Below are 21,906 nucleotides of genomic sequence, written 5' to 3' on the forward strand. Positions count from 1 at the left end.
AATCGATGAATCTGACTGAACCCCGCGAACTGGCGCCGCTGCTGGAAGCCTTCCTACTGGCCTCGGGTAAACCGCAGTCGCTGGAGCGCCTGTTCGAACTCTTTGAAGAGGCCGAGCGGCCCGAGCCGCCGGTGTTCAAGAAGGCGCTGGAGATCCTGCGCAAATCCTGCGAGGGCCGCGCCTTTGAACTGCGCGAAGTGGCGTCGGGTTATCGCCTGCAGATCCGTGAGAAATTTTCCCCGTGGGTTGGCCGCTTGTGGGAAGAGCGCCCGCAGCGTTATTCGCGGGCGATGCTGGAGACCATGGCGCTGATCGCCTATCGGCAGCCGATCACCCGGGGCGAGATCGAGGACGTACGGGGCGTGGCGGTCAACAGCCATATCGTCAAGACCCTGCTGGAGCGCGAGTGGATCCGCATCGTCGGCTACCGCGACGTGCCCGGCAAACCGGCGATGTTTGCCACCACCAAGGTGTTTCTCGACCATTTCAACCTGAAAAACCTCGACGACCTGCCGCCGCTGGCCGAACTGCGCGAGATGGAGGCCGAGCCGGTGCTGGACTTCGACGACGCCCCGGTGCCCGCGAGCCTGCAGGAATTGGCCGACGCCACCGCCGAGCCGGAAGAACCGAAGGACGAGACCAGTTTCCATACGCTGTTGCTGGAACTGGACGACATGGAACAGGGCATCAAGACTGACTTCGATGACCTGCTGCGTGACGGCGTCGCCGAACCTGAAACTCAACCGAACGTTGAGGCTGAGCCTGAAGTCGAAGCAGAAGCTAAGCCAGAGGAAGACATCCTTGGCGTTGCTGAGGCCCGCGAAAAACTCCTCGCCGCCGTTGCCGCTCTTGAACAACCGCCTTTGAGCGACGAAGAAGACGAAGCCCGGGCCCTGGCCGAAGCCATCGAGGCCGAGCGCCGCCAGTTCGAAGACTGACGCGATATTTCCAAACACTGCTAAACCCCCTGTAGGAGCGGGCTTGCTCGCGAATGCGGTGGCTCAGTCAATGCATCTGCAAGCTGATACACCGCATTTGCGAGCAAGCCTGCTCCCACATTTTGATCTCCAGTGTCAGGGACAAAACATGAGTTCCACCAAAGACCCCTGCATCAGCCTCTGCAAATTCAGCGATGACATCTGCGTCGGCTGCGGCCGCAGCAAGCGCGAGATCCGCGCCTGGAAGAAACTCGACAAAGCCGACAAGCGCAGCGTCCTGGCCGAAGCCGAGCTGCGATTGCTGGCCCTGGGCGCCACCGGTCGGCGGAAAAGCAAATGACTTGGCGCTTATCGACTAGTCTGTGATGCGCAACGCGCGTCATGCGCGTATGATTCGCGACCCTTTGCCGAGCTATTCGGCCAAAGCCCCGCTTTCAATATTCTTCAGGCCACGCCTGAATCGACCCACCGGGAGGTGCTTAAGATGAATGACAAAGACCAGAACGACAGCCAGGAAATCGGCCCAGCAGGCGAAAAACTGCAGAAGGTGCTGGCGCGTATCGGCGTGGGCTCGCGCCGCGACGTCGAAGCCTGGATCACCCAGAAGCGCATCAAGGTCAACGGCGTCGAGGCCACCCTCGGCCAGCGCGTCGACCTGCACGATGCAATCACCATCGATGGCAAGGTCATCAAGCGTGAAGAGGCCGCCGAATCGGTGCGCCGCGTAATCATGTACAACAAGCCCGATGGCGAGATCTGCACCCGTGACGACCCGGAAGGCCGTCCGACCGTGTTCGACAAGATGCCTAAGCCGAAGGAAGGCCGCTGGATCAACATCGGTCGGCTCGACATCAACACCACCGGTCTGCTGATGTTCACCACCGACGGTGAGCTGGCCAACCGCCTGATGCACCCGTCCTACGAGATGGACCGCGAGTACGCCGTGCGTGTACGTGGTGAAGTCGATGATGAGATGATCGAGCGCCTGAAGGCTGGCGTGGTGCTGGAAGACGGCCCGGCCAAGTTCACCGACATCAAGCAAGCGCCCGGTGGTGAAGGTTTCAACCACTGGTACCACTGCGTGGTAATGGAAGGCCGTAACCGTGAAGTACGTCGCCTGTGGGAATCCCAGGGCCTGGTGGTCAGCCGCCTGAAGCGCGTGCGTTTCGGTCCGGTGTTCCTCAACTCCGACCTGCCGATGGGCCGCTGGCGCGAAATGAGCCAGTACGAAGTCGACATTCTCAGCGCCGAAGTCGGCCTGACGCCCGTCGCTATGCCGCAGATGAACGCCAAGAGCAAAGACAAGCTTGAGCGTATGCAGCGTAAATCGTCGCGCCCTGTGGCGCGCACCGAACGGGTTGCCCGCACCCTGCGCCCGGCGCTGAATGCACCGGCGACCGGCGGTCGTATTTCCCGTGAACCGCAGATTGAAGGTGAGCGTCGCCCAACCGCGCCGTCGCGCCAGGAAGGCGAGCGTGCGCCACGTGCGCCGCGTCCTGCGCCGTCGGGTGGTCGCAGCAACCGCGGTGAAGCCGATCGCCCAGCGGATAACGCCAGTACCAAGCGTCCAGCCAAGCCAGCAGCGAACAAACGCCCTGGCCCGAAACTGGTCGCGGACGAGCCATCGGGCAAGCGCCGTGGCGCCCCGGCCGGTTCGGGTCAGCGCCCAGGTTTTGGTCGCAAAAAGCCGCAGTGATACGCTAAGCGCTGCACAAAAACGCCAACCCTCGGGTTGGCGTTTTTTTTTTGCCTGGGCACACGTGTCGGGATCTCGTTTGCTTGGTGATCAGTGCCCTGTATTGGGTAACCCGCTACCACCGGCTTTCAAGAAGGGCGCACTAGATTGTGGGCTCCTTTCACGTGTTGCCCGAGGTTACAGACATGGACATCCGCATCAATCACCGCTTTATGACCCGCGAACAGAAAGATACGTTGGTCGAGGCCATCCTGGTGTTGAAAAACGACGTCAACAGCGTACTGCGTCCTGGACGTCAAAACCGCTATGACGATTATGTGCAAGTGCACCGCAGCGCTATGGGCGGTCCCGGGGCTTTCATGCCAATGCCGCATCGCTCTCCACTATTTTTCCCTTGGCACCGCGTATTTTTGCGCCAATTTGAGCAGGACTTGCAACGCGCCGTTGGCGACATGACGCTTACCCTACCGTTTTGGGACTGGTCGATGGATGGCCCAAGCAATCCGTTCACGTCTAGCTTTTTGGGCGGTAATGGTGACAGCGCTCAAGATCAGCGCGTGACTTCAGGTCCATTCGCCTTTAAGGGCGAGCGGTTTGAGATTCGCCTGTGGGATATGGAATTGGGCAATGCGGGGCTGCGCCGCGAGTTGGGCACTGAACCTGGCGCGCACTTGCCAGACTCCGAACAGGTGCTGATGGCCTTGTCCAAGACCCCCTATGGACCAGGTCCGGACACTTGGGTCAATTTTTGCGAAGGCGTGCTGCATGATCCCGTGCACCGGTGGGTGGGCGGGAACATGTCCCTGCCTACTTCGCCCAACGATCCGGTATTTTTCCTGCACCATTGTTATCTTGATCTGCTGTGGGAGCGCTGGAAACGCCAGCACCCTACGTCTATACCGTATCTACCGGTATCGGATGTGCCCGGGTTCGACCTGCGGTCCACGCTGGTTTTCCACGCGCAGTCCGATATTGCGCCTTGGCCAGGTGAATGGACTGTTGAACAGGTGGTCAACTCTGAAGACCTGGACTACACCTATGGTCTATTTACCTCGAAAACCATACCTCCCTGTGCGCCAGTACCGGTCTGCCAGGCACCCCAGCCAGATGCCTGATCCTATTTGAGATCAGCCTGCGCCTGCAAACGCGCGGGCCAGCGATAGCGGTGCCTTAGCCGGCTGGGGCATCGCTATCTGCAACAGCCCAAGCGTTGGACCTGCATCATTTTCACTCCACTGATCAGAACGCAAAAGTCCCATCAAACACCGGCCTGTCGTCGAGCGCCAACACCCCGCTGGCAAAGATCAAATCCAGGTGATGGCTGCCTTTCTGCCCGCCCCCCAGGCCCAGGTGCAATCCACAATGGCGCTCCTCAAACCCGGCATTGCGCGCATACAGGTCCTTCACGCCTTCATTGGTGCCAATCCCCAGTTCTTCCACACGCCGGTTCGACGGGTTGGCGTTCAGGTACTTATTGAAATCATCCGCCAGCCCCGGTACGTCACTGGCTACGCTGCAGATGGTCGAGTTCTCGATCCACAGCTCCAGCGGTGACGCCAGCACGCCATATTTGCGCGCAAACGGGATGGTGCTGAGAAAGGTACCGACAAACCTCACCTGGCCATTGATGGCTTCGCTGTGAGTGGCGATCTCGCCAGGGGCCAGGTCGTGGTTGCCGACGCCGTTGATGTTTGTCCACTTCTTGATGCTGCTCATTGGCGCTTCCAGGCGTGAGCCATGCTTGTCGGTAAAGCTCAACACCTGGGCCTGGGACATGCGCCGGATCAGCGTGGCATTGAGGTCGGCAATGCGCTGGGGTTCGACGCTGAAGGTGTCGTAGAAGTAGTCACCGTAATCCTTGAACAGCAGCGACTTTTTCCAGTGCTCGGCCATCACGCCTTGCAGGGCGCGGATAAAGTCCGGGCCTTCGGCGCGTGGGTTGGGCAAGGTCGAGGAATCGTAGAGAAACAGGTACAGGTCGCAGGCCTCGATGGCCTCGGCCAGGGTGGCGCTGGCAGCCAGGTCCAGGCGCTGCAGCTGGAAGTTGAAACGGGCGGCGCTGCTGTGGGTGATCGCCTGCGCGATGGCGTCGTAGCGCTCGGTATGGCCCAGCAGCACGGTGGGGCGGCTCAAGCCGTTGAGGGCCGGGTGGTGTGCGAGGTAGTAGAGAAAGTGTTCGACGGCGCGGGCCTTGTCCATGACGTACTTCCTTCTGTGCCTTGGGTAAGGGGGCAGGTGCCGTGCACGGCACCTGCCGAATGCCTGCCGGTTATTAGAATGGCCACATCGCAGTGCCGAAAGGCACAACGGCATCGGCTTGCATCATTTCAACGGCGGCCTCATGGGTCGGCGCTTCAAACCAATCGTCGAGTTGCAGTTCGGTTTCCAGGTCGTTTTCCAGTGCTTGCATGGTGTATCTCCTAGAGGACGTTGTTTGAGAACGGCTTACCAACGGGCTTCGCTGGCAAGTGGGAAGAACCTAGGAGAGAGTGTTTCAAAATGCAAAATTTTTATTGACACGGTTTCATTTGGATTTTTTGTTCTGTTTTTTTGGGCGGGCTATTTCTTGAATAAATACAGGGAACTGGCGCGACTAATCTTTCGGAAATTTCCTACCGCCAATTTTTATCGAGATCATGGCTGTAACGTTAATTTTCCGTGCTGTAACGATTAATTTACGAGTAAATGGCGACATTATTGGTCGATCCAGCTCTGTAAGGATTACCTGACAGATCGTCGCACGCTTCTTTCGAGGGCGCCCTCAAGCTGTCGAGCGGTGTACAATCCGCCGCGTTTTACTGTGACCCCCTTGCGTAACCACGCAAAAGGCCAAGACCTCGGGGTTTATCCACCCTGATCACTCCGCCTGGCCACGAGCCGGACGGGTTCGATTTCGTCACAGATAAAAACAAACAGGTGACGCATGACCGTTAGAAAGACGCTGTACTCCTGGTGCCTGCGCTGGGGTTTGAGCGGCGCTGCTTGAGTCGGTAATTCAAGGCAGCAACCTGCAGTCAACATCCTCAAACCTTGCGTGAGACCCTTTTCATGAGTGGACCCCATTCCTCTTCAGGCGAGCTGAAACGCGGCCTGAAAAATCGGCATATCCAGTTGATCGCCCTCGGTGGCGCCATCGGCACCGGCCTGTTCCTCGGCTCGGCCGGGGTGCTCAAGTCCGCCGGTCCGTCAATGATCCTGGGCTATGCGATCTGCGGCTTCATTGCCTTCATGATCATGCGCCAGCTCGGCGAAATGATCGTCGAAGAGCCGGTCGCCGGTTCCTTCAGCCACTTTGCCCACAAGTACTGGGGCGGTTTCGCTGGCTTCCTGTCGGGCTGGAACTGCTGGATCCTGTACATCCTGGTGGGCATGTCGGAGCTGACCGCTGTCGGCAAATACGTGCACTACTGGTGGCCGGAGATCCCGACCTGGGTCTCGGCCGCGGCGTTCTTCGTGCTGATCAACCTGATCAACCTGGCCAACGTCAAAGTCTTCGGTGAGGCAGAGTTCTGGTTCGCCATCATCAAGGTGGTGGCCATCGTCGGCATGATTGCCCTGGGCAGCTACCTGCTGGTCAGCGGCAGCGGCGGGCCGCAGGCGTCGGTGAGCAACCTGTGGGACCACGGTGGTTTCTTCCCCCATGGCGTCGGCGGATTGGTGATGGCCATGGCGATCATCATGTTCTCCTTCGGCGGCCTGGAGATGCTTGGTTTCACCGCAGCCGAAGCCGACCAGCCACGCACCGTGATCCCGAAAGCGATCAACCAGGTGATCTACCGCATCCTGATCTTCTACATCGGCGCGCTCGTCGTGCTGCTGTCGTTGACGCCGTGGGACAGCCTGCTGGCGACCCTCAACGCTTCCGGCGACGCCTACAGCGGCAGCCCGTTTGTGCAGGTATTCTCGATGCTCGGCAGCAACACCGCCGCGCACATCCTCAACTTTGTGGTGCTGACGGCGGCGCTGTCGGTGTACAACAGCGGCACCTATTGCAACAGCCGCATGCTGCTAGGCATGGCCGAGCAGGGCGATGCGCCCAAGGCCCTGGCGAAGATCGACAAGCGCGGCGTGCCCGTGCGTTCCATCCTCGCCTCGGCGGCCATCACCCTGGTTGCCGTGCTGATGAACTACCTGATCCCGCAACACGCGCTGGAACTGCTGATGTCCCTGGTGGTGGCCACATTGGTGATCAACTGGGCAATGATCAGCTTCTCGCACTTCAAGTTCCGCCAGCACATGAACCGCACCGGCCAGGTGCCGTTGTTCAAGGCGCTCTGGTACCCGTACGGCAACTATGTGTGCCTGGCGTTCGTGGTGTTTATCCTGGTGATCATGCTGATGATTCCGGGCATCCAGGTGTCGGTGTACGCGATCCCGGTGTGGGTGGCGTTCATGTGGGTGTGTTACGGCATCAAGAACAAGCGCGGTGCGCAGCGAGCCTTCGAGGTGGCTGCTCCAACAGTGAAGTGAGGTGTGCGTGAGATAAACCAAACCCGGCCTTGCGCCGGGTTTGTTGTTTCAGGAATGGGCGCGCGCATTCGCGTATCCTTGGTTGCCCCCACAGAGGATCCCGCTGCCCATGCTGGTGATTTCCAACAACGTCCACCTGCCCGATGCCGAGATCGAGCTGACCGCCATTCGCGCCCAGGGTGCGGGTGGGCAGAACGTCAACAAGGTGTCGAGTGCGGTGCACCTGCGCTTTGATATCCCGGCGTCGTCGCTGCCCGAGTTCTATAAGGAGCGCTTGCTGGCGCTGCGCGACAGTCGTATCACCAGCGAGGGCGTGCTGGTGCTCAAGGCCCAGCAATATCGGACCCAGGAGCAGAACCGCGCGGATGCGCTGGAGCGACTGGTGGAGTTGATCCTCAGTGCCACCAAGGTGGAGAAGAAGCGCCGCCCGACCAAGCCGACCCTGGGCTCGAAAAAGCGTCGCCTCGAATCCAAGACCAAACGCGGCAGTATCAAGGCCGGGCGCGGCAAGGTCGACTTCTAGTCGCCGCGTGCTTCGCGGGCCTTGGGGGCCTGGCGGTACAGGTACAGGCTCAGCAGCAACCCACCGAAGGCGGCGAGGGCGGCGAACAGGAAGATCGAGGCAAAGCCGAAGCCTGCCGCCACGGCCCCGGCGAGTGGGCCGGTGATGCCCAGCGACAGGTCGATGAACAGCGAGTAGGCGCCCACCGCCGAGCCGCGGCTGGAGGCTGGTACCAGGTTGACGGCTTCGACGCCCAGGGCCGGAAACACCAGGGAAAAGCCGAACCCGCTCAGCGCCGCACCGGCCAGGGCCAGGTTTGCGTCCGGTGCCAGCCACAGCAACAGCAGGCCGAGGATCTCCACCGACAGGCAGGCAATCGCCACGCGAAACCCGCCGATACGGTTGATCAAATTACCGAACAGCAGCCGCGCACCGATAAAACTGGCGCCGAACAGGCTCAGGGCCCACACCGCGTTGTCCCAATGCTGGGTGGTGTAATACAGGGTAATGAACGTGGCGATGGTGCCGAAGCCAATGGACCCCAGCGCCAGTGCGCAACCGTGGGGCAGTACCCGGCCCAGCACATTCATGAAGGGCAGGCGCACACCGGCAACAATCGGCGCGGCGACTTTGTTCCACGCCAGCAACAGGCCGACGACCGCCAGCAGGATGATGCTGACGCCCATGCTCCACAGCCCGAAATTTCTCACCAGCAATACGCCCAACGGCGCGCCGACGGCCAGCGCGCCATAGCTGGCGATGCCGTTCCAGGAGATGACCTTGGCGGTATTCGCCGCACCGACCCGGCCGATGCCCCAGCCGATGGCGCCCGAGCCCACCAGGCTTTCAGCGCTGCCCAGCACCAGGCGGCCGATCAGCAGGCTGCCCAAGCTCAACGCGGGCAGGCTCGAGAACCACGCCGCGAGCAGCATGAACACACCGCTAAGGCCACACCCGACCAAGCCGATCAGCACAGCGCGCTTGCTGCCCAGGTTATCGATGATTTTGCCCGCATAGGGGCGGCTCAGCAGGGTGGCCAGGTATTGCACGCTGATCACCAGGCCGGCAATGACCGCACCGTAGCCCAGCTCACTGTGGACATAGCCCGGCAACACGGCCAGGGGAATGCCGATATTCAGGTAGCCGATGAAGGTGAACAACACGATGGAAACAACTTGCAGCGTGACCGCCATGGGGCGCTGGGTATCTGGCATGGGGAGAGGTCCACTGTCGCAGCAGGTAAAGATAGGCTGCTAATGATACCGGCGCTTTGGCCGGGCCGTGCGGCTAAAACTAAAAAAAACGGTCGATCAACAGCGCATCAGGGCTGTGTGGGGGTGATCAATCGGGTGGTCACCAGGGCGGCCAAGGCGTTTTCCTGGGTGCCGAAGCGCTTGAGCAGTGCGGCTTGTTTGTCTGGGCTGAGGCGGTTCCACACGTCGACCATCTGCAGGGCAGCGTCGAGTACGGCAGTGTCCGGATTGTCGGGGAGGGTATCGGTCATGGTGGGCGTCTCGATGAATTCAGGCAGTGTGGAAAGCGCTCAACGTTGCGCTTTCCACACGGTCTGGTACGGCGTCAGTCCTGGCTTTCGCTGTCGACTGGTTTGGCTTCTTTGGCCTCAGGCTGTTTGTCGCTGGCCTGCTGCGGTGTTGGCTGCTCTGTAGGGTGCAGGCTTGGGAAGGGGAGATTAGGTATTTCGTGCATCGTCGTCGCTCCTCGCAAGGTCTGTTTTTTCAATCGCAGGTGATTCCGCGCTCTCAAAAAGCCTTGGCAGGATACAGCACTGCAAATGACAAAAAGATTTTTATGTCGACGGATGTATGAACTTTCATCCTTAAAACGGCCGCCGGTCTAAAACGGTACCTTGCCCAGAATCATGTCGCGGTACATCACAAAATCCCCCAGCAGGCTGTAGAACGGGTGCTGAAAGGTCGCTGGGCGGTTCTTTTCGAAGAAAAAGTGCCCGATCCAGGCAAAGCTGTAGCCGGCAATCGGCAAGGCAATCAGTAAGCCCAACGAACCTCTGCCGATGGCATAGGCCAAAATGCCGATCACCAGCGTGGTGCCGATAAAATGCAGGCGCCGGCAGGTGCTGTTGGCGTGCTCGGCCAGGTAATAGGGGTAGAACTCAGCAAAGCTATTGAATCGCCTGACGTTTTCCACGGTGAACGGCCCTTTGATTGTTATGCCGCCCAACAGATGTTCGGCGGGGAGCTTATTTAAGTCTAGAGTGATCAGTGGTAACAGCCAGTGACAATAGATGCCACTTTAGTATCCTTGGCCTCCTGGCTGCCGTTTGAGCCTGCTTTTTTAAGAAGACGCCATGAGCGAACGAACAACTTCTGCAAGCTGGGCGATGGGGATAGTCAAGGCATTGGAAATGGACGGCTTGGATTGCCGCGTCTTGTTCAAGCAACTCGGCCTCGACTACGCCGCCCTCAATGACCCGGATGCGCGGTTCCCGCAAGACTCCATGACCCGGCTATGGCAACGGGCGGTGGAGGTGTCGGGCAACCCGGCGATCGGCCTGAACATGGGCAAAGTGGTGCGCCCGGCGTCGTTTCATGTGGCCGGCTACGCGCTGATGTCCAGCAATACCCTCGCCGAGGGCTTTATGCGCCTGGTGCGCTACCAGCGGATCATCGCCGAAAGTGCCGACCTGAGTTTCCGATTGGTCCCCGAAGGTTATGCGCTGATTCTGACGGTGCACGGTGATCATCTGCCCCCCACCCGCCAAAGTGCCGAAGCCTCGCTGGCCAGCGCCCTGGCCCTGTGTGGCTGGCTGACCGGCCGTACCCTGCAGCCGCGCAAGGTGGTGTTGCAAGGTGAGCAACCGGCAGACCTGGCGCCCTATAAACAAGCCTTCCATGCGCCGCTGGAATTCAATGCGCCCTATGACGCGCTGATTTTCGAACAGGCGGACATGGACGCGCCATTGCCCACGGCCAATGAAGCCATGGCCCTGCTGCATGATCGATTTGCCGGTGAATACCTGGCGCGTTTCTCGGAAAGCCGCGTGACCCACAAGGCGCGCCAAGTGTTGTGTCGCCTGTTGCCCCAGGGCGAGCCCAAGCGTGAGGTGGTGGCCCAGACGTTGCACCTGTCCCAGCGCACCTTGCAACGGCGCCTGCAGGAAGAGGGCACCAGCTTCCAGACCCTGCTCGACGACACCCGCCGTGAACTGGCCGAGCAGTACCTGGCGCAGCCGAGCATGACGCTGCTGGAGATCGCCTACCTGCTGGGCTTTGCCGACCCGAGCAACTTCTTTCGCGCGTTTCGTCGTTGGTTCGATGCCACGCCCGGCGAATACCGGGCGCGGTTGCTGGAAGCGCCGGCTGTCAGTGACGCCAAAACGCCGGAATGCACAGCACAAAGACTGTGATGATCTCCAGTCGGCCCAGCAGCATACCGAGCGACAGAATCCATTTAGCCGCATCCGGCAGGCTGGCGAAGTTGCCCGCCGGGCCGATGGTTTCCCCTAGCCCCGGGCCGACACCGGACACGGTACTGGCGGCGCCGGTCAAGGCGGTCATCCAGTCCAGGCCCAGCAGCGACAGGGCCAGGGCGATGGCGCAAATGGTGATGGCGAAGAAAAACGAAAACGTCAGGATCGAACGCACGATTTCTTCATCGAGGCGGTGACCGTTGTACTTCTGCTTGATCACCGCGCGCGGGTGAATCAGTTGGTTCAAGTTGGCCTTGAGCAGGATATAGGCAACCTGGAAACGGAAGATCTTGATGCCGCCCGCGGTAGAACCCGAACATCCACCGATAAAACCCAGGTAGAAGAACAGCATCAGTGAGAAGTTGCCCCACAGGCTGTAGTCGCCCAGCGCAAAACCTGTGGTGGTCACCACCGATGTGACGTTCAGCGCCACATGGCGCAGGGCGTCCAGCCAGTGCAGATTGGTGGTCCACCAGTACCAGGTGCCGAGTACCAGCCAGGTCACCAGCAACAAGCCGAGCAAGCCTTGCACCTGCTGATCCTTGATCAGCGCCCGACGATTGCCGCGCAACGTGGCCACATACAGGGTGAACGGCAGGCTGCCGAGGATCATCACCACCACCGCCACCCAGTGCACCGCGGGCTGTTTCCAGTGCGCCAGGGATTCATCCGAAGTGGAGAACCCGCCGGTCGAGATCGCCGACATCGCGTGGTTGATCGCATCGAACAAGCCCATGCCGGCCCACCAGAACGCCAGGCTGCCGAGGATGGTAATACCCACGTAGGCCGCCACGATCAGCCGCGCCACCATGTGGGAGCGGGGCATGACCTTTTCCGAGCGGTCGGAGGATTCGGTCTGGAACAGGCGCATGCCACCGATACGCAGCAGTGGCAGGATCGCCACCGCCATGCCGATAAAGCCAATGCCCCCCAGCCAGTGCAGCAGCGAACGCCACATCAGGATGCCCGGTGACATGGTGTCCAGGCCACTCAACACCGTGGAGCCGGTGGCGGTGATGCCGGACATGCTTTCGAAGAACGAGTCGGTGTAGCTGATGTGCTGGGTCAGCAGGAACGGCAGCGCGGCGAAGATGCACACCACCACCCAGCTTGTCACGGTCAGCAGGTACATGTCCCGCGGGCGCAGGTGCACATGCTCGGGACGGCCGGGAATCACCAGGGCCAGGCCCGCGAGGAAGGTAATCATGCTGGCCCACAGGAACGAGGGCAGGTCGCTGGTGCGTTCGAAGATCACCAGGGTGGCCATAGGCACGACCATGGCGATCGCTAGGGTGATCAGGAAGATGCCGATGATGAAACCGATGATACGTAGGGTCGGCAACGCCATGAAGTGAGCTCGGGTGTTGAGGGTGGCGCCATTCTACCTGCGGTGCAGGTCTTGTAAACCGGGGTGTCCGAGGTGACACGGTTCAAATGTGGGAGCTGGCTTGCCTGCGAAGGCGGCCTGACAGGCAACCAGGGGGGGGGCAGACCGGGTACATATCCGTTATGTGGGTAACGGCTACTATGGGTTCCGCCCTTACGGCGGCTCACTTTTGAAAAGCGCAAAAGTAAGCAAAACGCTCTTGCCCCAACACTCGGCACCTCGCCTAGGCTCTGTGTGCCCGTAATCCGACAGGGATTTGGGGGGCCGCCGCCACGCGCCATCCATGGCGCGGGGCGGCTAAACCGGCATCCCTGCCGGTTTACCCCCCAAATCCCTGTCGAATTCCGGCCAGCGTGTTTGACGGGGCGCCTAAGATCAAAAGCAAGAGCACGGCGGCCTGGCAGCCGGCCGGAGTGGTTGGATCAAAAGCAGGTAGGTGTAGGAGCTGGCTTGCCGGCGATGCAGGCGGTTCGGTACATCAGGCACACCCAGGTGATGCCATCGCCGGTAAGCCAGCTACAGGGAAGCGGATGGCAGACATAAAAAAGGCGACCCGAAGGCCGCCTTTTTCATCACCGTACTGATCAGAACTCGTGATCAGCGTTATCCGGGTTCAGGTCGCTGATGCCCAGCTTGCCTGCGGCCGCTTCGATCGAACCGGTCTGCTTGACCAGTGCGGCAATGGCGTCGCGTACGATCTGGTTGCCCGCATCGTTACCGGCAGCGATCAGTTGGTCGTAGTGCTCACCCTTGTTGGCGTGGTCAACCATGACCTGGATCTTCGCTTCGGTGGCTGCCAGGTCCGCTTTGAGCGCGGTGTCGGCTGCCGGGTCGGCCTTGGCCACCAGGGATGACAGGCTGGCGCCGGTCATTTTGGTGCCGTCGACGCGGGTGTACTCGCCCAGGTAGACGTTGCGGATGCCCTTGGCGTCGTAGAAGTGCGAGTAGTGGGTGTTGTCGCTGAAGCAGTCTTGTTCGTCTTCCGGCGAGTTGGCTTCCAGGGAAACCTTCATGCGTTCACCGGCCAGCTCGCCCAGGGACAGGCTGCCCATGCCGAACAGCATTTTGCGCAGGCCGTCGGTGGCAGGTTCTGCCTCCAGGGTGGCGCGGTAGTTGTCTTCGACGTTGGGTTTCCAGTTGCCGACCATTTCTTCCAAGTCGCTGACCAACAGTTGGGTCACGGCGCTCAGGTACGCACGGCGACGCTCATTGTGGCCGCCGGTGGCGCCGTCGCCGGTCAGGTAGTCCGACGCAGGACGGTTGCCGGCGCCTGGGCCGGTGCCGTTCAGGTCCTGGCCCCAGAGCAGGAATTCGATAGCGTGGTAGCCGGTGGCGACGTTGGCCTCGGAACCGCCCAGCTCGTTGAGGCTGGCGAGTTTTTCCGGGGTGATGTCTTTCACGTCGACCTTGTCTTCGCCGACCTGGATTTCGGTGTTGGCGATGATGTTGGCGGTGGCGCCTGGGTTACCCAGGGCGTGTTCGTAGGACTTGTCGACATAGTCGATCAGGCCTTCGTCCAACGGCCATGCGTTCACCTGGCCTTCCCAGTCGTCAATGATGGTGTTGCCGAAGCGGAACACTTCGCTCTGCAGGTACGGGACGCGGGCGGCGATCCAGGCAGTGCGCGCGGCTTTCAGGGTTTCGTCGTTCGGTTTGGCGAGGAACGCGTCGATCGCGGTTTGCAGGGTTTTCGCGGTGGACTCGGCATCGCTGTAGACCGCAAACACCATGTCCGCATAATGCGCGACCACGGCCTTGGCGGCCGCTTCGTCGACCTGGCCGGCAGGGGTGGCAGCCGCTGGAGCGGTAGTGCTGGCGGCCGGGGTCGGCGCCTGGGGCGCTGCGGCCTTGTCTTTACCTTCGCCGCAACCGGCGAGAGAAATGGCAATGGCCAGCAGACTGGCGGTGGCCAGGGGCATACGAATCATGGCGAACATCCTGCTTCGGTTGTTGATAGGGCGCGCGGGGGAGCGCAAAAACTGCGACATAATGCGAAAGATTTGCATTTTGTGTAAAGGGTTATACGCGGGAAATATTCAGTATCGTTTTGCGGTGTCAGAGAATCGCTGCGTTATTGCGCTCTGACTGCTTCAAAAACGCCGCCAGCTCCCGGGCCTGCAAGGGTTTGCTGTAGTGATAGCCCTGACCCTCATGGCAGCCTTCGGAGATGATGTAGGCCTCCTGTTCAGCGGTTTCCACGCCTTCGGCGATCACCTGCATGCCCAGGCTTTTGCCCAGTTGGATGATCGCCCGCACGATGGTGGCGTCGTCGTCATCGTCCAGCAGGTCCTGCACGAAGCTCTTGTCGATCTTGATCTTGTCCAGTGGCAGGCTTTTTAGATAGCTGAGGGATGAGTAGCCGGTGCCGAAGTCATCAATGGCAATCAACGCACCGGAACGGCGCAGGCTCAGCAGGTGCTGGGCGGCGGTGCTGATGTCTTCCATCAGGCCGGTCTCGGTGACTTCCAGTTCCAGGCTGCGTGGCGGCAGGCGGTAGATCTGCATCAGGTTGTTGACGACCCGTGGCAACTCGGCGTGATGCAACTGCACGGTGGACAGGTTGACGGCCATGCGCAGGTCGGTGAAGCCCAAGTCGTGCCATTCGCGCAGTTGCCGGCAAGCCTGGTCCAGCACCCATTCGCCAATCGCAATGATGGTGCCGTTTTGCTCGGCCAGCGGGATAAACAGGTCTGGCGGCACCAAGCCATGTTCCGGGTGCTGCCAACGGATGAGCGCTTCCACGCCGACCACGTGGTGGTCGCGGTAGCTGATCTGCGGTTGGTAAACCAGGTGGAACTGATCGCGGGCGAGGGCGTCGCGCAGGTCTTTTTCCAGCTCGCGGCGACGGCGCATTTCGCTGTCGACGCTGGCGATATAGAACTGATAGCGGTTGCGCGACCGGGTCTTGGCCAGCGTCATGGTCTGTTCGGCTTTTTGCAGCAGCTTTTCGGTGCTGTCGCCGTCTTCCGGGAACAGGGTGATGCCGATGGTGGCGCGCAGGCGGATGCCTTCATGGTCGAGGGGGAACTCCGCCTCCAGGTCATCGAGGATACTTTGCGCCAGCTCGGCGGCCTCGTAGGGCTGCTCGATATCGGCCTGCACCAGGGCGAACTGGTCGCCGCCCAGCCGGGCCAGTGCGCCGAGGCGGCCGCTGTGGGCGCGCAAACGGTCGGCCAGGGCCAGCAGCAGTTTGTCGCCAGCCTGGTAGGTGAACTGCTCGTTGACGCTTTTGAAGTCATCCAGCCCTACGCACAGCACGGCCACGCGTCGTTGCCGACGGCCGGCGTCGATGAGGATCTTGTCCAGTTGCTCCTGCAGTTTCTGGCGGTTTGGCAGGCCGGTCAGGAAGTCATACTGGGCCATGCGCAGCAGGCTGCTTTCGGCTTCGTGGCGCAGATGGGTATTGCGTTCGATGGATTCGAGTAATTGGTTGGCGGTATTGATCCACAGCCCCAACTCGTTGCGTTCGTGGCCCTTGAGCTGGGGGATCTTGTGTTCACTGGGCCTGTCGGGGTTGATCGAGGTGAGGTGCTCGATAATCCGTGACAGCGGCTTGGTCAACAGCCAGTGATAGACCAGGTACAGCACCAGGCCCATGGCCAGGGCGCGCAGCACCCCGGAAATAAAGATGATCACTGAATTGACGATAAAACCCTGGCCGTACGTGGCGGTGTCGAGGGTGATGCTCAGGTCGCCGTAGTATTCGCTGTAGGGGCCTTTACCCACCAGGGCGGTAGTGAAGGTACGTTCCTGGCCAAGAATCAGGTCGGTCAACCAGCGGCTGGGGGCCTTCTGCAAGGCGCGGCTTTTCTCCGCCAGCATGGTTTCGTTGGGGTGGCCGATGGACGCCATGCGCACGGCGTCGTCCTGGAACAGGCCCTCAATGACTTGCATGCCCATCTCGCGGTCCAGGCTGTAGACGGCCTGGGTCGAGGGGTCACGAAACATGTCGAGGATGCGCTGGGCATCGCCGGCCACAGCCTGTCGCGTCTTATAGGCATCGAAAACGATCTGCGCCACGCTCAGCGCCACGCCCACGATCAATGCCGACAGCAACACAACCCGTAGCAACTTCACCGACAAGCTGTTCTTGAGTTCCAGCTTCAAAGGGGCATTCCTTGTCTCATGCGGGTGGCCTTCAATATGCCATGAGTATTGGCAATCTGGGCATGGCAGTCAAAGGAACATTGGGGCAAGGGCAGGCTTGATGCGCAAAGGGGCGGCTCAAGAGGAGCAAGGTCTACGATAGGCGAGGCGGATTTACGTCCGCCTGCCCAGAAACAACAGGCGCTCAGGTCCTATCAGGGGGCAGGCGGTTACGCCCACTTAGAAGTCTAAAAGGAAATCTTTGTCTCAACGGTCTTTGCGAACTCAATTTTTTTCTGCTCGCTCTGATCGGTGGTGTCTTCGGCAAATAGCTTCTTCGCGGCGGCATCCGCGAAGGGTTGGATGAGTGGGGTGATCGTTTTGGTTATCTCTCCAGCGGCCTTGGCGAGGTCGCCAATGATGGGCAGTGCTGCGAGTGCGCCAATAGTCATGGTTATTTCTCCGACAGGGGTGAGTGGCGAATTCCTCTCCCTATCTGGGTGGCAACGTCACGCGGCTCGGTTCCATCACCCACAAAAAAGCCCGGCGAATGCCGGGCTCTTTTTACTGCAAGCAGTGCTTAGGCAGTGAAGGTCTTGCCTTCGAACTGCTCAGCCACGAACTTCCAGTTGACCAGGTTCCAGAACGCTTCCACATACTTTGGACGCACGTTGCGGTAGTCGATGTAGTAGGCGTGTTCCCACACGTCGCAGGTCAGCAGCGGGGTGTCGCCGCTGGTCAGCGGGTTGCCGGCGCCGATGGTGCTGGCCAGGGCCAGGGAACCGTCAGCCTTTTTCACCAGCCAGCCCCAACCGGAACCGAAGGTGCCGACGGACGTCTTGGTGAACTCTTCCTTGAACTTGTCGAACGAACCGAACGAAGCGTTGATGGCTTCAGCCAGTGCGCCGGTCGGTTGGCCGCCGGCGTTTGGCGCCAGGCAGTTCCAGTAGAAGGTGTGGTTCCAGACCTGAGCGGCGTTGTTGAAGATACCGCCCGAAGAGGATTTGACGATCTCTTCCAGGGTCTTGCCTTCGAACTCGGTGCCTGGCACCAGGTTGTTCAGGTTCACGACATAGGTGTTGTGGTGCTTGTCGTGGTGGTATTCCAAGGTTTCCTTGGAAATGTGCGGCTGCAGGGCATCGTGTGCGTAGGGCAGCGGCGGCAATTCGAAAGCCATGATGATTCTCCTAATCAGGTCAGTTGCGGTGAGCGCAAGGCCGATCACGGGCGGCCAAACAAGCGCCGGGGAGTTTGTACTCTTTGCGGCGCAGGGTCCGGATCATAGCACCGGGGGTGCGGCAAAACCACGCAACAACTGTGTGGGATAGAGGTTCCAGAGCGTTTTGGAATATTCCTCAGGCACTGATCAATTGATAGGCCACGCTGAACATCATCACGGCCACCAATAGGTCCAGCAGGCGCCACGTGGCGGGGCGTGCCAGCCAGGGTGCCAGCCACGCCGCACCGAGTGCCAGGGTGGAGAACCACAGCAGCGAAGCGCTGGCCGCGCCGGCCACATAGGCGCCGGGCTCGGTCTGCTGGGCACCGAGGGAGCCAATCAGCAGCACGGTGTCCAGATAAACGTGGGGGTTGAGCAATGTGACGGCCAACGCGCTCAGCATGACCGCGCGCAGCGAGCGCACCTTGAGATGGTCTGCCTGGTCCAGGCTCTGTTTCGAACAGGCCCGGCGCAGCGCACAGGTGCCGTACCAGATCAGGAACGCCGCACCGCCCCAGCGCGCAACCGCCAGCAGTATCGGGCTTTGCGCCAGCACCGTCGCCAGGCCGAACACCCCGGCGGCCACCAGCAGGGCATCACACACCACGCACAGCGCCGCCACGGGTAAATGATGTTCACGGCGCAGGCTTTGCGCGAGGACAAAGGCATTCTGGGTGCCGATGGCCATGATCAAGCCCAGGGCGACCAGCAGCCCGTTCACATAACTCTGCCACATAGGGGTTACTCCGCGTTTGCTGCCAGTTGTTGCAACACCTGCATGGCCCGCTCGGCATCGGCACGGCCGACGAACAGGTGATCGTGGTAGTAGCCGGCAATCACGTTGCAACTGATGCCGGCCTTGCCCAGCGCGCTGGCGAAGGCGGCGGTCAGGCCCACGGCTTCCAGGGCCGAGTGCACATTCAAGGTGATCCACGCGGCGACATAATCAAAGGCCAGCCCGGCCTGTTGCGCCTGCTTGCGTTCGACGATCAAGGTCAGGCCTTCCTGCTCGCGGAAGCTGCCGATCACCTCGGACCCGGCCGGGATCTGGTGATCGGGCAGGGTGCAGAACACGTAGTCACCTTCATTAAGGTGGGGGCTCATGCTGCGCAGCAGGGTTGCCAGGGCGGTTTCGCCAGCCATGGGGAGGTTCCTTTAATAAAGAAAGAAGCGTTGCTGGCTATTCTCAGGGTGCAGGCTGTATAAGAAAAACCAATATTGCTGATCGCTCATTAGAGAAACTGATGTTCGACTATAAATTGCTCTCGGCCCTGGCGGCGGTGGTGGAACAGGCGGGCTTCGAGCGCGCCGCTCAAGTGCTGGGGTTGTCGCAGTCAGCGATCTCCCAGCGCATCAAGCTGTTGGAAGCGCGCATCGGCCAACCGGTATTGGTGCGGGCCACGCCGCCGACGCCCACCGATATTGGCCGGCGCCTGCTCAACCATGTGCAACAGGTGCGCTTGCTGGAACGTGACCTGCAAAGCCAGGTGCCCGCGCTGGACGAGGAGGGCATGCCCGAACGCCTGCGCATCGCGTTGAACGCCGACAGCCTCGCCACCTGGTGGGCCGAGGCCGTCAGCGACTTTTGCGCCGAGCAGCATCTGCTGCTGGACCTGGTCGTCGAGGACCAGACTGTAGGCCTCAAACGCATGCGTGCCGGCGAGGTAGCAGCCTGTATCTGCGCCAGCGAGCGCCCGGTGGCGGGCGCGCGCAGCCTGTTGCTGGGTGCCATGCGTTATCGCGCGCTGGCCAGCCCGGCCTTTATCGCCCGGCACTTTCCGGATGGTGTGCGCGCCGATCAACTGGCGCGCACGCCGGCCTTGGTGTTCGGCCCGGACGATTTCCTGCAACACCGCTACCTGGCTTCACTCGGGGTGGACGGCGGTTTCGAGCACCATTTATGCCCATCGTCCGAAGGCTTTATCCGCCTGACCGAAGCCGGCCTTGGCTGGGGGCTGGTACCGGAATTGCAGGTACGCGACCAACTGGAAAAGGGCATTCTGGTCGAGTTATTGCCAGATAAGCCCATCGATGTACCGTTGTACTGGCATCATTGGCGCAGTGGCGGGCAACTGCTGGGCTTGTTGACCGACCACCTGGCCCAGGCGTGTGGCCAATGGTTGGTGCCGTTGGAGTGATGGCGTGCGTCAAGGCAACAGCGATGAAAAACGAAAGAACACGGGGTAATACATGAAGATTCTGGTCACCGGCGCAAGCGGCTTCATTGGTGGACGCTTTGCGCGTTTCGCCTTGGAGCAGGGCCTGGACGTGCGGGTCAACGGGCGACGCGCTGAAGGTGTGGAGCATCTGGTCAGGCGCGGCGCCGAGTTTATCCAGGGTGATTTGAATGACGCTGACCTGGTGCGCGACCTGTGCCGCGATGTCGAGGCGGTGGTGCATTGCGCCGGCGCCGTCGGGCTGTGGGGCAAGTACCAGGACTTTCATCAAGGCAACGTGCTAGTGACCGAGAACGTCGTGGAAGCCTGCCTCAAGGAGCGTGTCGGCCGGTTGGTGCACCTGTCGTCGCCGTCGATCTATTTTGACGGCCGCGACCACCTGGGCTTGACCGAAGAACAAGTACCCAAGCGTTTCAAGCACCCCTATGCCGCCACCAAGTACCTGGCCGAGCAGAAGGTGTTTGGTGCCCAGGAGTTCGGCCTCGAAGTGCTAGCCCTGCGCCCGCGCTTCGTGACTGGCGCCGGCGACATGAGCATCTTCCCGCGCCTGCTGAAAATGCAACGCAAGAACCGCCTGGCCATTGTCGGCGACGGCCTGAACAAAGTCGATTTCACCAGTGTGCACAACCTCAACGAAGCGCTGCTCAGCAGCCTGCTCGCCACGGGCTCGGCGCTGGGCAAGGCCTACAACATCAGCAACGGTACGCCTGTGCCGGTGTGGGATGTGGTCAACTACGTGATGCGCCAAATGGAGCTGCCGCAGGTGACGCGGTATCGGTCCTACGGTTTGTCCTACAGCGTGGCGGCGGTCAACGAAGCCTTTTGCGCGATGTGGCCCGGCCGCCCGGAACCGGCGTTGTCGCGCCTGGGCATGCAGGTGATGAACAAAGATTTCACCCTCGACATCAGCCGTGCCAGGCATTATCTGGACTACGAGCCCAAAGTCAGCCTGTGGACCGCCCTCGACGAGTTCTGCAGTTGGTGGAAAGCCCAGGATCCGGGGTTCAAGTAAGCACACAAGAGGCAACACTTCGGGAACCGAATTTGGCATTCCAGGTCGATCAGTGCGCCGGGAAGGCGGTTTATACTCCCGTCGCTCGCCCCTTCACCGATTCAGGGTTGATTCATGCGTAATGATGCTAAAGACGACTTCGACAACGTTCCCAGCCTGCGGGCGGATGTCGGGGATGACGATGATTTCGAACCTTCTCCCGCCACCTCGGTGCGTTCGCGCACAACCAAGGTGGTCAAGGTCAAGAGCGCCAGCACCGGCCCATTGTGGGCCTTGATCGGCGCGCTGCTCATCGCCTTTGCGGGCCTGGCCTGGTGGAGCTTCCAGCAGATTTCCCTGATGGGCCAGCAGTTGGTTGCCACCCAGGAAAGCTTTGCGCGCATCAGCGAAGAAGCGGCGGGGCGCCTGCAGGATATTTCCGGCAAGGTGGTGGCCAGTGAAGCCAGCGTCAACAATGGCAGCGAAGCGCTGAAACTGCAGATCAAGCAACTCGAAAGCCAGTTGCTGGAGCAGGGCAAGCAGCAAATCGGCGTGGCCGGCCAGGCCACCGAGTTGGACAAGCGCCTGGCCCAGATGACCGCCAGTACCACTGAGCTGGCCAACGCCAACAGCAAATTGCAAGGCCAGGTCCAGGCGTTGACCGATGCCGTGGCGACCCTCAAGGCGGCGCAAGGTGATGCAGGCAAGCGCGATACCGAGATCAAGGAACTGACCGCTGACGTGGCCGCCTTGAAGAAACAGGGCAACCCGAGCGCGGCCATTGCCCGTATCGAGCAGGACCTTGTGGTACTCAAGAGCGCCCAGGACAACCAGCCGGCCAACAGTGATGCGCCTACCAACAAAGAGTTCGACGTATTCCGCATCCAGACCACGCGCAACATCACCACGTTGCAGAGCCAGGTGCAGACCCTCAACCAACAGCTCAACGCGCCGGCGAAGATCACCCCCCTCGGACAATAAGGGCGCTGACG

Annotated in this window: 23 protein-coding genes; 10 read left to right on the plus strand and 13 right to left on the minus strand. The window is 60.8% G+C overall.

Features of this window, described 5'->3' with window-relative positions:
- The first annotated feature begins 5 nt into the window (after positions 1-5).
- The 4 genes from scpB to AC0IYN_RS16930 all read left to right on the plus strand — a co-directional run bounded on the left by scpB (position 6) and on the right by AC0IYN_RS16930 (position 3,749).
- Positions 6-938 (plus strand): SMC-Scp complex subunit ScpB, encoded by a 933-nt coding sequence (gene scpB, locus AC0IYN_RS16915; RefSeq protein WP_406598752.1) that lies wholly within the window; start codon positions 6-8, stop codon positions 936-938.
- Positions 939-1,086: 148 nt separating this feature from the next.
- Complete coding sequence (locus AC0IYN_RS16920; RefSeq protein WP_406598753.1) at positions 1,087-1,278, plus strand: DUF1289 domain-containing protein; 192 nt, start codon at positions 1,087-1,089, stop codon at positions 1,276-1,278.
- Positions 1,279-1,422: 144 nt separating this feature from the next.
- Complete coding sequence (rluB, locus tag AC0IYN_RS16925) at positions 1,423-2,634, plus strand: 23S rRNA pseudouridine(2605) synthase RluB (protein ID WP_025858414.1); 1,212 nt, start codon at positions 1,423-1,425, stop codon at positions 2,632-2,634.
- A gap of 185 nt (positions 2,635-2,819) precedes the next feature.
- The gene (locus tag AC0IYN_RS16930; RefSeq protein ID WP_471842344.1) at positions 2,820-3,749 is read left to right on the plus strand and encodes a tyrosinase family protein; all 930 of its coding nucleotides are present in this window, start codon (positions 2,820-2,822) and stop codon (positions 3,747-3,749) included.
- A 124-nt stretch (positions 3,750-3,873) separates the two neighbouring features.
- On the opposite strand, the gene AC0IYN_RS16935 is transcribed toward AC0IYN_RS16930, so the two are convergent.
- Complete coding sequence (locus AC0IYN_RS16935) at positions 3,874-4,833, minus strand: M29 family metallopeptidase (RefSeq protein ID WP_471842345.1); 960 nt, start codon at positions 4,831-4,833, stop codon at positions 3,874-3,876.
- Between the two features lie 73 nt (positions 4,834-4,906).
- On the minus strand, positions 4,907-5,044 hold the full coding sequence (locus AC0IYN_RS16940; protein WP_003175756.1) for a hypothetical protein: 138 nt from the start codon (positions 5,042-5,044) through the stop codon (positions 4,907-4,909).
- A gap of 638 nt (positions 5,045-5,682) precedes the next feature.
- Here AC0IYN_RS16940 and AC0IYN_RS16945 point away from each other — a divergent pair.
- Together AC0IYN_RS16945 and arfB are read left to right on the plus strand one after the other, a co-directional pair.
- On the plus strand, positions 5,683-7,104 hold the full coding sequence (locus AC0IYN_RS16945; RefSeq protein WP_406598756.1) for an amino acid permease: 1,422 nt from the start codon (positions 5,683-5,685) through the stop codon (positions 7,102-7,104).
- 109 nt (positions 7,105-7,213) lie between these two features.
- A complete protein-coding gene (arfB, locus tag AC0IYN_RS16950; protein WP_016975416.1) occupies positions 7,214-7,627 on the plus strand; it encodes an alternative ribosome rescue aminoacyl-tRNA hydrolase ArfB in 414 nt (137 codons plus the stop codon).
- On the opposite strand, the gene AC0IYN_RS16955 is transcribed toward arfB, so the two are convergent.
- From AC0IYN_RS16955 to AC0IYN_RS16970, 4 genes are all read right to left on the minus strand, one after another.
- Positions 7,624-8,820 (minus strand): MFS transporter, encoded by a 1,197-nt coding sequence (locus AC0IYN_RS16955; protein WP_406598757.1) that lies wholly within the window; start codon positions 8,818-8,820, stop codon positions 7,624-7,626. The genes arfB and AC0IYN_RS16955 overlap by 4 nt on opposite strands.
- A 107-nt stretch (positions 8,821-8,927) precedes the next feature.
- Positions 8,928-9,110: a hypothetical protein gene (locus AC0IYN_RS16960; RefSeq protein WP_406598758.1), complete on the minus strand. Its 183-nt coding sequence runs from the start codon at positions 9,108-9,110 to the stop codon at positions 8,928-8,930.
- A 74-nt stretch (positions 9,111-9,184) separates the two neighbouring features.
- Entirely contained in the window at positions 9,185-9,313 is a 129-nt protein-coding gene (locus AC0IYN_RS16965) for a hypothetical protein (RefSeq protein ID WP_256581662.1), read from the minus strand.
- A gap of 147 nt (positions 9,314-9,460) precedes the next feature.
- Positions 9,461-9,772, minus strand: coding sequence for an Mpo1-like protein (locus AC0IYN_RS16970; RefSeq protein ID WP_471842346.1), 312 nt, complete (start codon positions 9,770-9,772; stop codon positions 9,461-9,463).
- A gap of 160 nt (positions 9,773-9,932) precedes the next feature.
- Between AC0IYN_RS16970 and AC0IYN_RS16975 the strand changes: the two genes are divergently transcribed.
- The gene (locus AC0IYN_RS16975) at positions 9,933-10,991 is read left to right on the plus strand and encodes an AraC family transcriptional regulator (RefSeq protein WP_406598760.1); all 1,059 of its coding nucleotides are present in this window, start codon (positions 9,933-9,935) and stop codon (positions 10,989-10,991) included.
- Here the strand turns inward: AC0IYN_RS16975 and AC0IYN_RS16980 are convergent.
- The 7 genes from AC0IYN_RS16980 to AC0IYN_RS17010 all read right to left on the minus strand — a co-directional run bounded on the left by AC0IYN_RS16980 (position 10,948) and on the right by AC0IYN_RS17010 (position 18,889).
- Positions 10,948-12,402 (minus strand): TrkH family potassium uptake protein, encoded by a 1,455-nt coding sequence (locus AC0IYN_RS16980; RefSeq protein WP_078049982.1) that lies wholly within the window; start codon positions 12,400-12,402, stop codon positions 10,948-10,950. The genes AC0IYN_RS16975 and AC0IYN_RS16980 overlap by 44 nt on opposite strands.
- A 623-nt stretch (positions 12,403-13,025) precedes the next feature.
- The gene (locus AC0IYN_RS16985) at positions 13,026-14,369 is read right to left on the minus strand and encodes an imelysin family protein (protein ID WP_457239817.1); all 1,344 of its coding nucleotides are present in this window, start codon (positions 14,367-14,369) and stop codon (positions 13,026-13,028) included.
- A gap of 127 nt (positions 14,370-14,496) precedes the next feature.
- Positions 14,497-16,548, minus strand: a complete 2,052-nt coding sequence (locus AC0IYN_RS16990; protein ID WP_406598762.1) for a putative bifunctional diguanylate cyclase/phosphodiesterase — start codon at positions 16,546-16,548, stop codon at positions 14,497-14,499.
- A 227-nt stretch (positions 16,549-16,775) separates the two neighbouring features.
- Positions 16,776-16,979: a hypothetical protein gene (locus tag AC0IYN_RS16995; protein WP_406598763.1), complete on the minus strand. Its 204-nt coding sequence runs from the start codon at positions 16,977-16,979 to the stop codon at positions 16,776-16,778.
- Positions 16,980-17,107: 128 nt separating this feature from the next.
- Positions 17,108-17,704, minus strand: a complete 597-nt coding sequence (locus AC0IYN_RS17000) for a superoxide dismutase (protein ID WP_078049978.1) — start codon at positions 17,702-17,704, stop codon at positions 17,108-17,110.
- A gap of 178 nt (positions 17,705-17,882) precedes the next feature.
- Entirely contained in the window at positions 17,883-18,482 is a 600-nt protein-coding gene (locus tag AC0IYN_RS17005) for a LysE/ArgO family amino acid transporter (protein ID WP_457239818.1), read from the minus strand.
- A gap of 5 nt (positions 18,483-18,487) precedes the next feature.
- On the minus strand, positions 18,488-18,889 hold the full coding sequence (locus AC0IYN_RS17010) for an ACT domain-containing protein (RefSeq protein ID WP_457239819.1): 402 nt from the start codon (positions 18,887-18,889) through the stop codon (positions 18,488-18,490).
- A gap of 101 nt (positions 18,890-18,990) precedes the next feature.
- Between AC0IYN_RS17010 and AC0IYN_RS17015 the strand changes: the two genes are divergently transcribed.
- The 3 genes from AC0IYN_RS17015 (at position 18,991) to AC0IYN_RS17025 (ending at position 21,895) form a co-directional block, all read left to right on the plus strand.
- On the plus strand, positions 18,991-19,884 hold the full coding sequence (locus AC0IYN_RS17015) for a LysR family transcriptional regulator ArgP (protein ID WP_078049975.1): 894 nt from the start codon (positions 18,991-18,993) through the stop codon (positions 19,882-19,884).
- Positions 19,885-19,936: 52 nt separating this feature from the next.
- Positions 19,937-20,935: an NAD-dependent epimerase/dehydratase family protein gene (locus AC0IYN_RS17020; protein WP_099494303.1), complete on the plus strand. Its 999-nt coding sequence runs from the start codon at positions 19,937-19,939 to the stop codon at positions 20,933-20,935.
- Between the two features lie 114 nt (positions 20,936-21,049).
- Positions 21,050-21,895: an ATPase gene (locus AC0IYN_RS17025; RefSeq protein WP_457239820.1), complete on the plus strand. Its 846-nt coding sequence runs from the start codon at positions 21,050-21,052 to the stop codon at positions 21,893-21,895.
- Positions 21,896-21,906 lie beyond the last annotated feature (11 nt).

The sequence above is a fragment of the Pseudomonas sp. AC112 genome, from assembly GCF_979253545.1.

Coding starts and splice junctions, on each gene's coding strand:
- scpB (WP_406598752.1), top strand. CDS start 6: ATGAATCTGACTGAACCCCGCGAACTGGCGCCGCTGCTGGAAGCCTTC.
- AC0IYN_RS16920 (WP_406598753.1), top strand. CDS start 1,087: ATGAGTTCCACCAAAGACCCCTGCATCAGCCTCTGCAAATTCAGCGAT.
- rluB (WP_025858414.1), top strand. CDS start 1,423: ATGAATGACAAAGACCAGAACGACAGCCAGGAAATCGGCCCAGCAGGC.
- AC0IYN_RS16930 (WP_471842344.1), top strand. CDS start 2,820: ATGGACATCCGCATCAATCACCGCTTTATGACCCGCGAACAGAAAGAT.
- AC0IYN_RS16935 (WP_471842345.1), bottom strand. CDS start 4,833: ATGGACAAGGCCCGCGCCGTCGAACACTTTCTCTACTACCTCGCACAC.
- AC0IYN_RS16940 (WP_003175756.1), bottom strand. CDS start 5,044: ATGCAAGCACTGGAAAACGACCTGGAAACCGAACTGCAACTCGACGAT.
- AC0IYN_RS16945 (WP_406598756.1), top strand. CDS start 5,683: ATGAGTGGACCCCATTCCTCTTCAGGCGAGCTGAAACGCGGCCTGAAA.
- arfB (WP_016975416.1), top strand. CDS start 7,214: ATGCTGGTGATTTCCAACAACGTCCACCTGCCCGATGCCGAGATCGAG.
- AC0IYN_RS16955 (WP_406598757.1), bottom strand. CDS start 8,820: ATGCCAGATACCCAGCGCCCCATGGCGGTCACGCTGCAAGTTGTTTCC.
- AC0IYN_RS16960 (WP_406598758.1), bottom strand. CDS start 9,110: ATGACCGATACCCTCCCCGACAATCCGGACACTGCCGTACTCGACGCT.
- AC0IYN_RS16965 (WP_256581662.1), bottom strand. CDS start 9,313: ATGCACGAAATACCTAATCTCCCCTTCCCAAGCCTGCACCCTACAGAG.
- AC0IYN_RS16975 (WP_406598760.1), top strand. CDS start 9,933: ATGAGCGAACGAACAACTTCTGCAAGCTGGGCGATGGGGATAGTCAAG.
- AC0IYN_RS16980 (WP_078049982.1), bottom strand. CDS start 12,402: ATGGCGTTGCCGACCCTACGTATCATCGGTTTCATCATCGGCATCTTC.
- AC0IYN_RS16985 (WP_457239817.1), bottom strand. CDS start 14,369: ATGATTCGTATGCCCCTGGCCACCGCCAGTCTGCTGGCCATTGCCATT.
- AC0IYN_RS16995 (WP_406598763.1), bottom strand. CDS start 16,979: ATGACTATTGGCGCACTCGCAGCACTGCCCATCATTGGCGACCTCGCC.
- AC0IYN_RS17000 (WP_078049978.1), bottom strand. CDS start 17,704: ATGGCTTTCGAATTGCCGCCGCTGCCCTACGCACACGATGCCCTGCAG.
- AC0IYN_RS17005 (WP_457239818.1), bottom strand. CDS start 18,482: ATGTGGCAGAGTTATGTGAACGGGCTGCTGGTCGCCCTGGGCTTGATC.
- AC0IYN_RS17010 (WP_457239819.1), bottom strand. CDS start 18,889: ATGGCTGGCGAAACCGCCCTGGCAACCCTGCTGCGCAGCATGAGCCCC.
- AC0IYN_RS17015 (WP_078049975.1), top strand. CDS start 18,991: ATGTTCGACTATAAATTGCTCTCGGCCCTGGCGGCGGTGGTGGAACAG.
- AC0IYN_RS17020 (WP_099494303.1), top strand. CDS start 19,937: ATGAAGATTCTGGTCACCGGCGCAAGCGGCTTCATTGGTGGACGCTTT.
- AC0IYN_RS17025 (WP_457239820.1), top strand. CDS start 21,050: ATGCGTAATGATGCTAAAGACGACTTCGACAACGTTCCCAGCCTGCGG.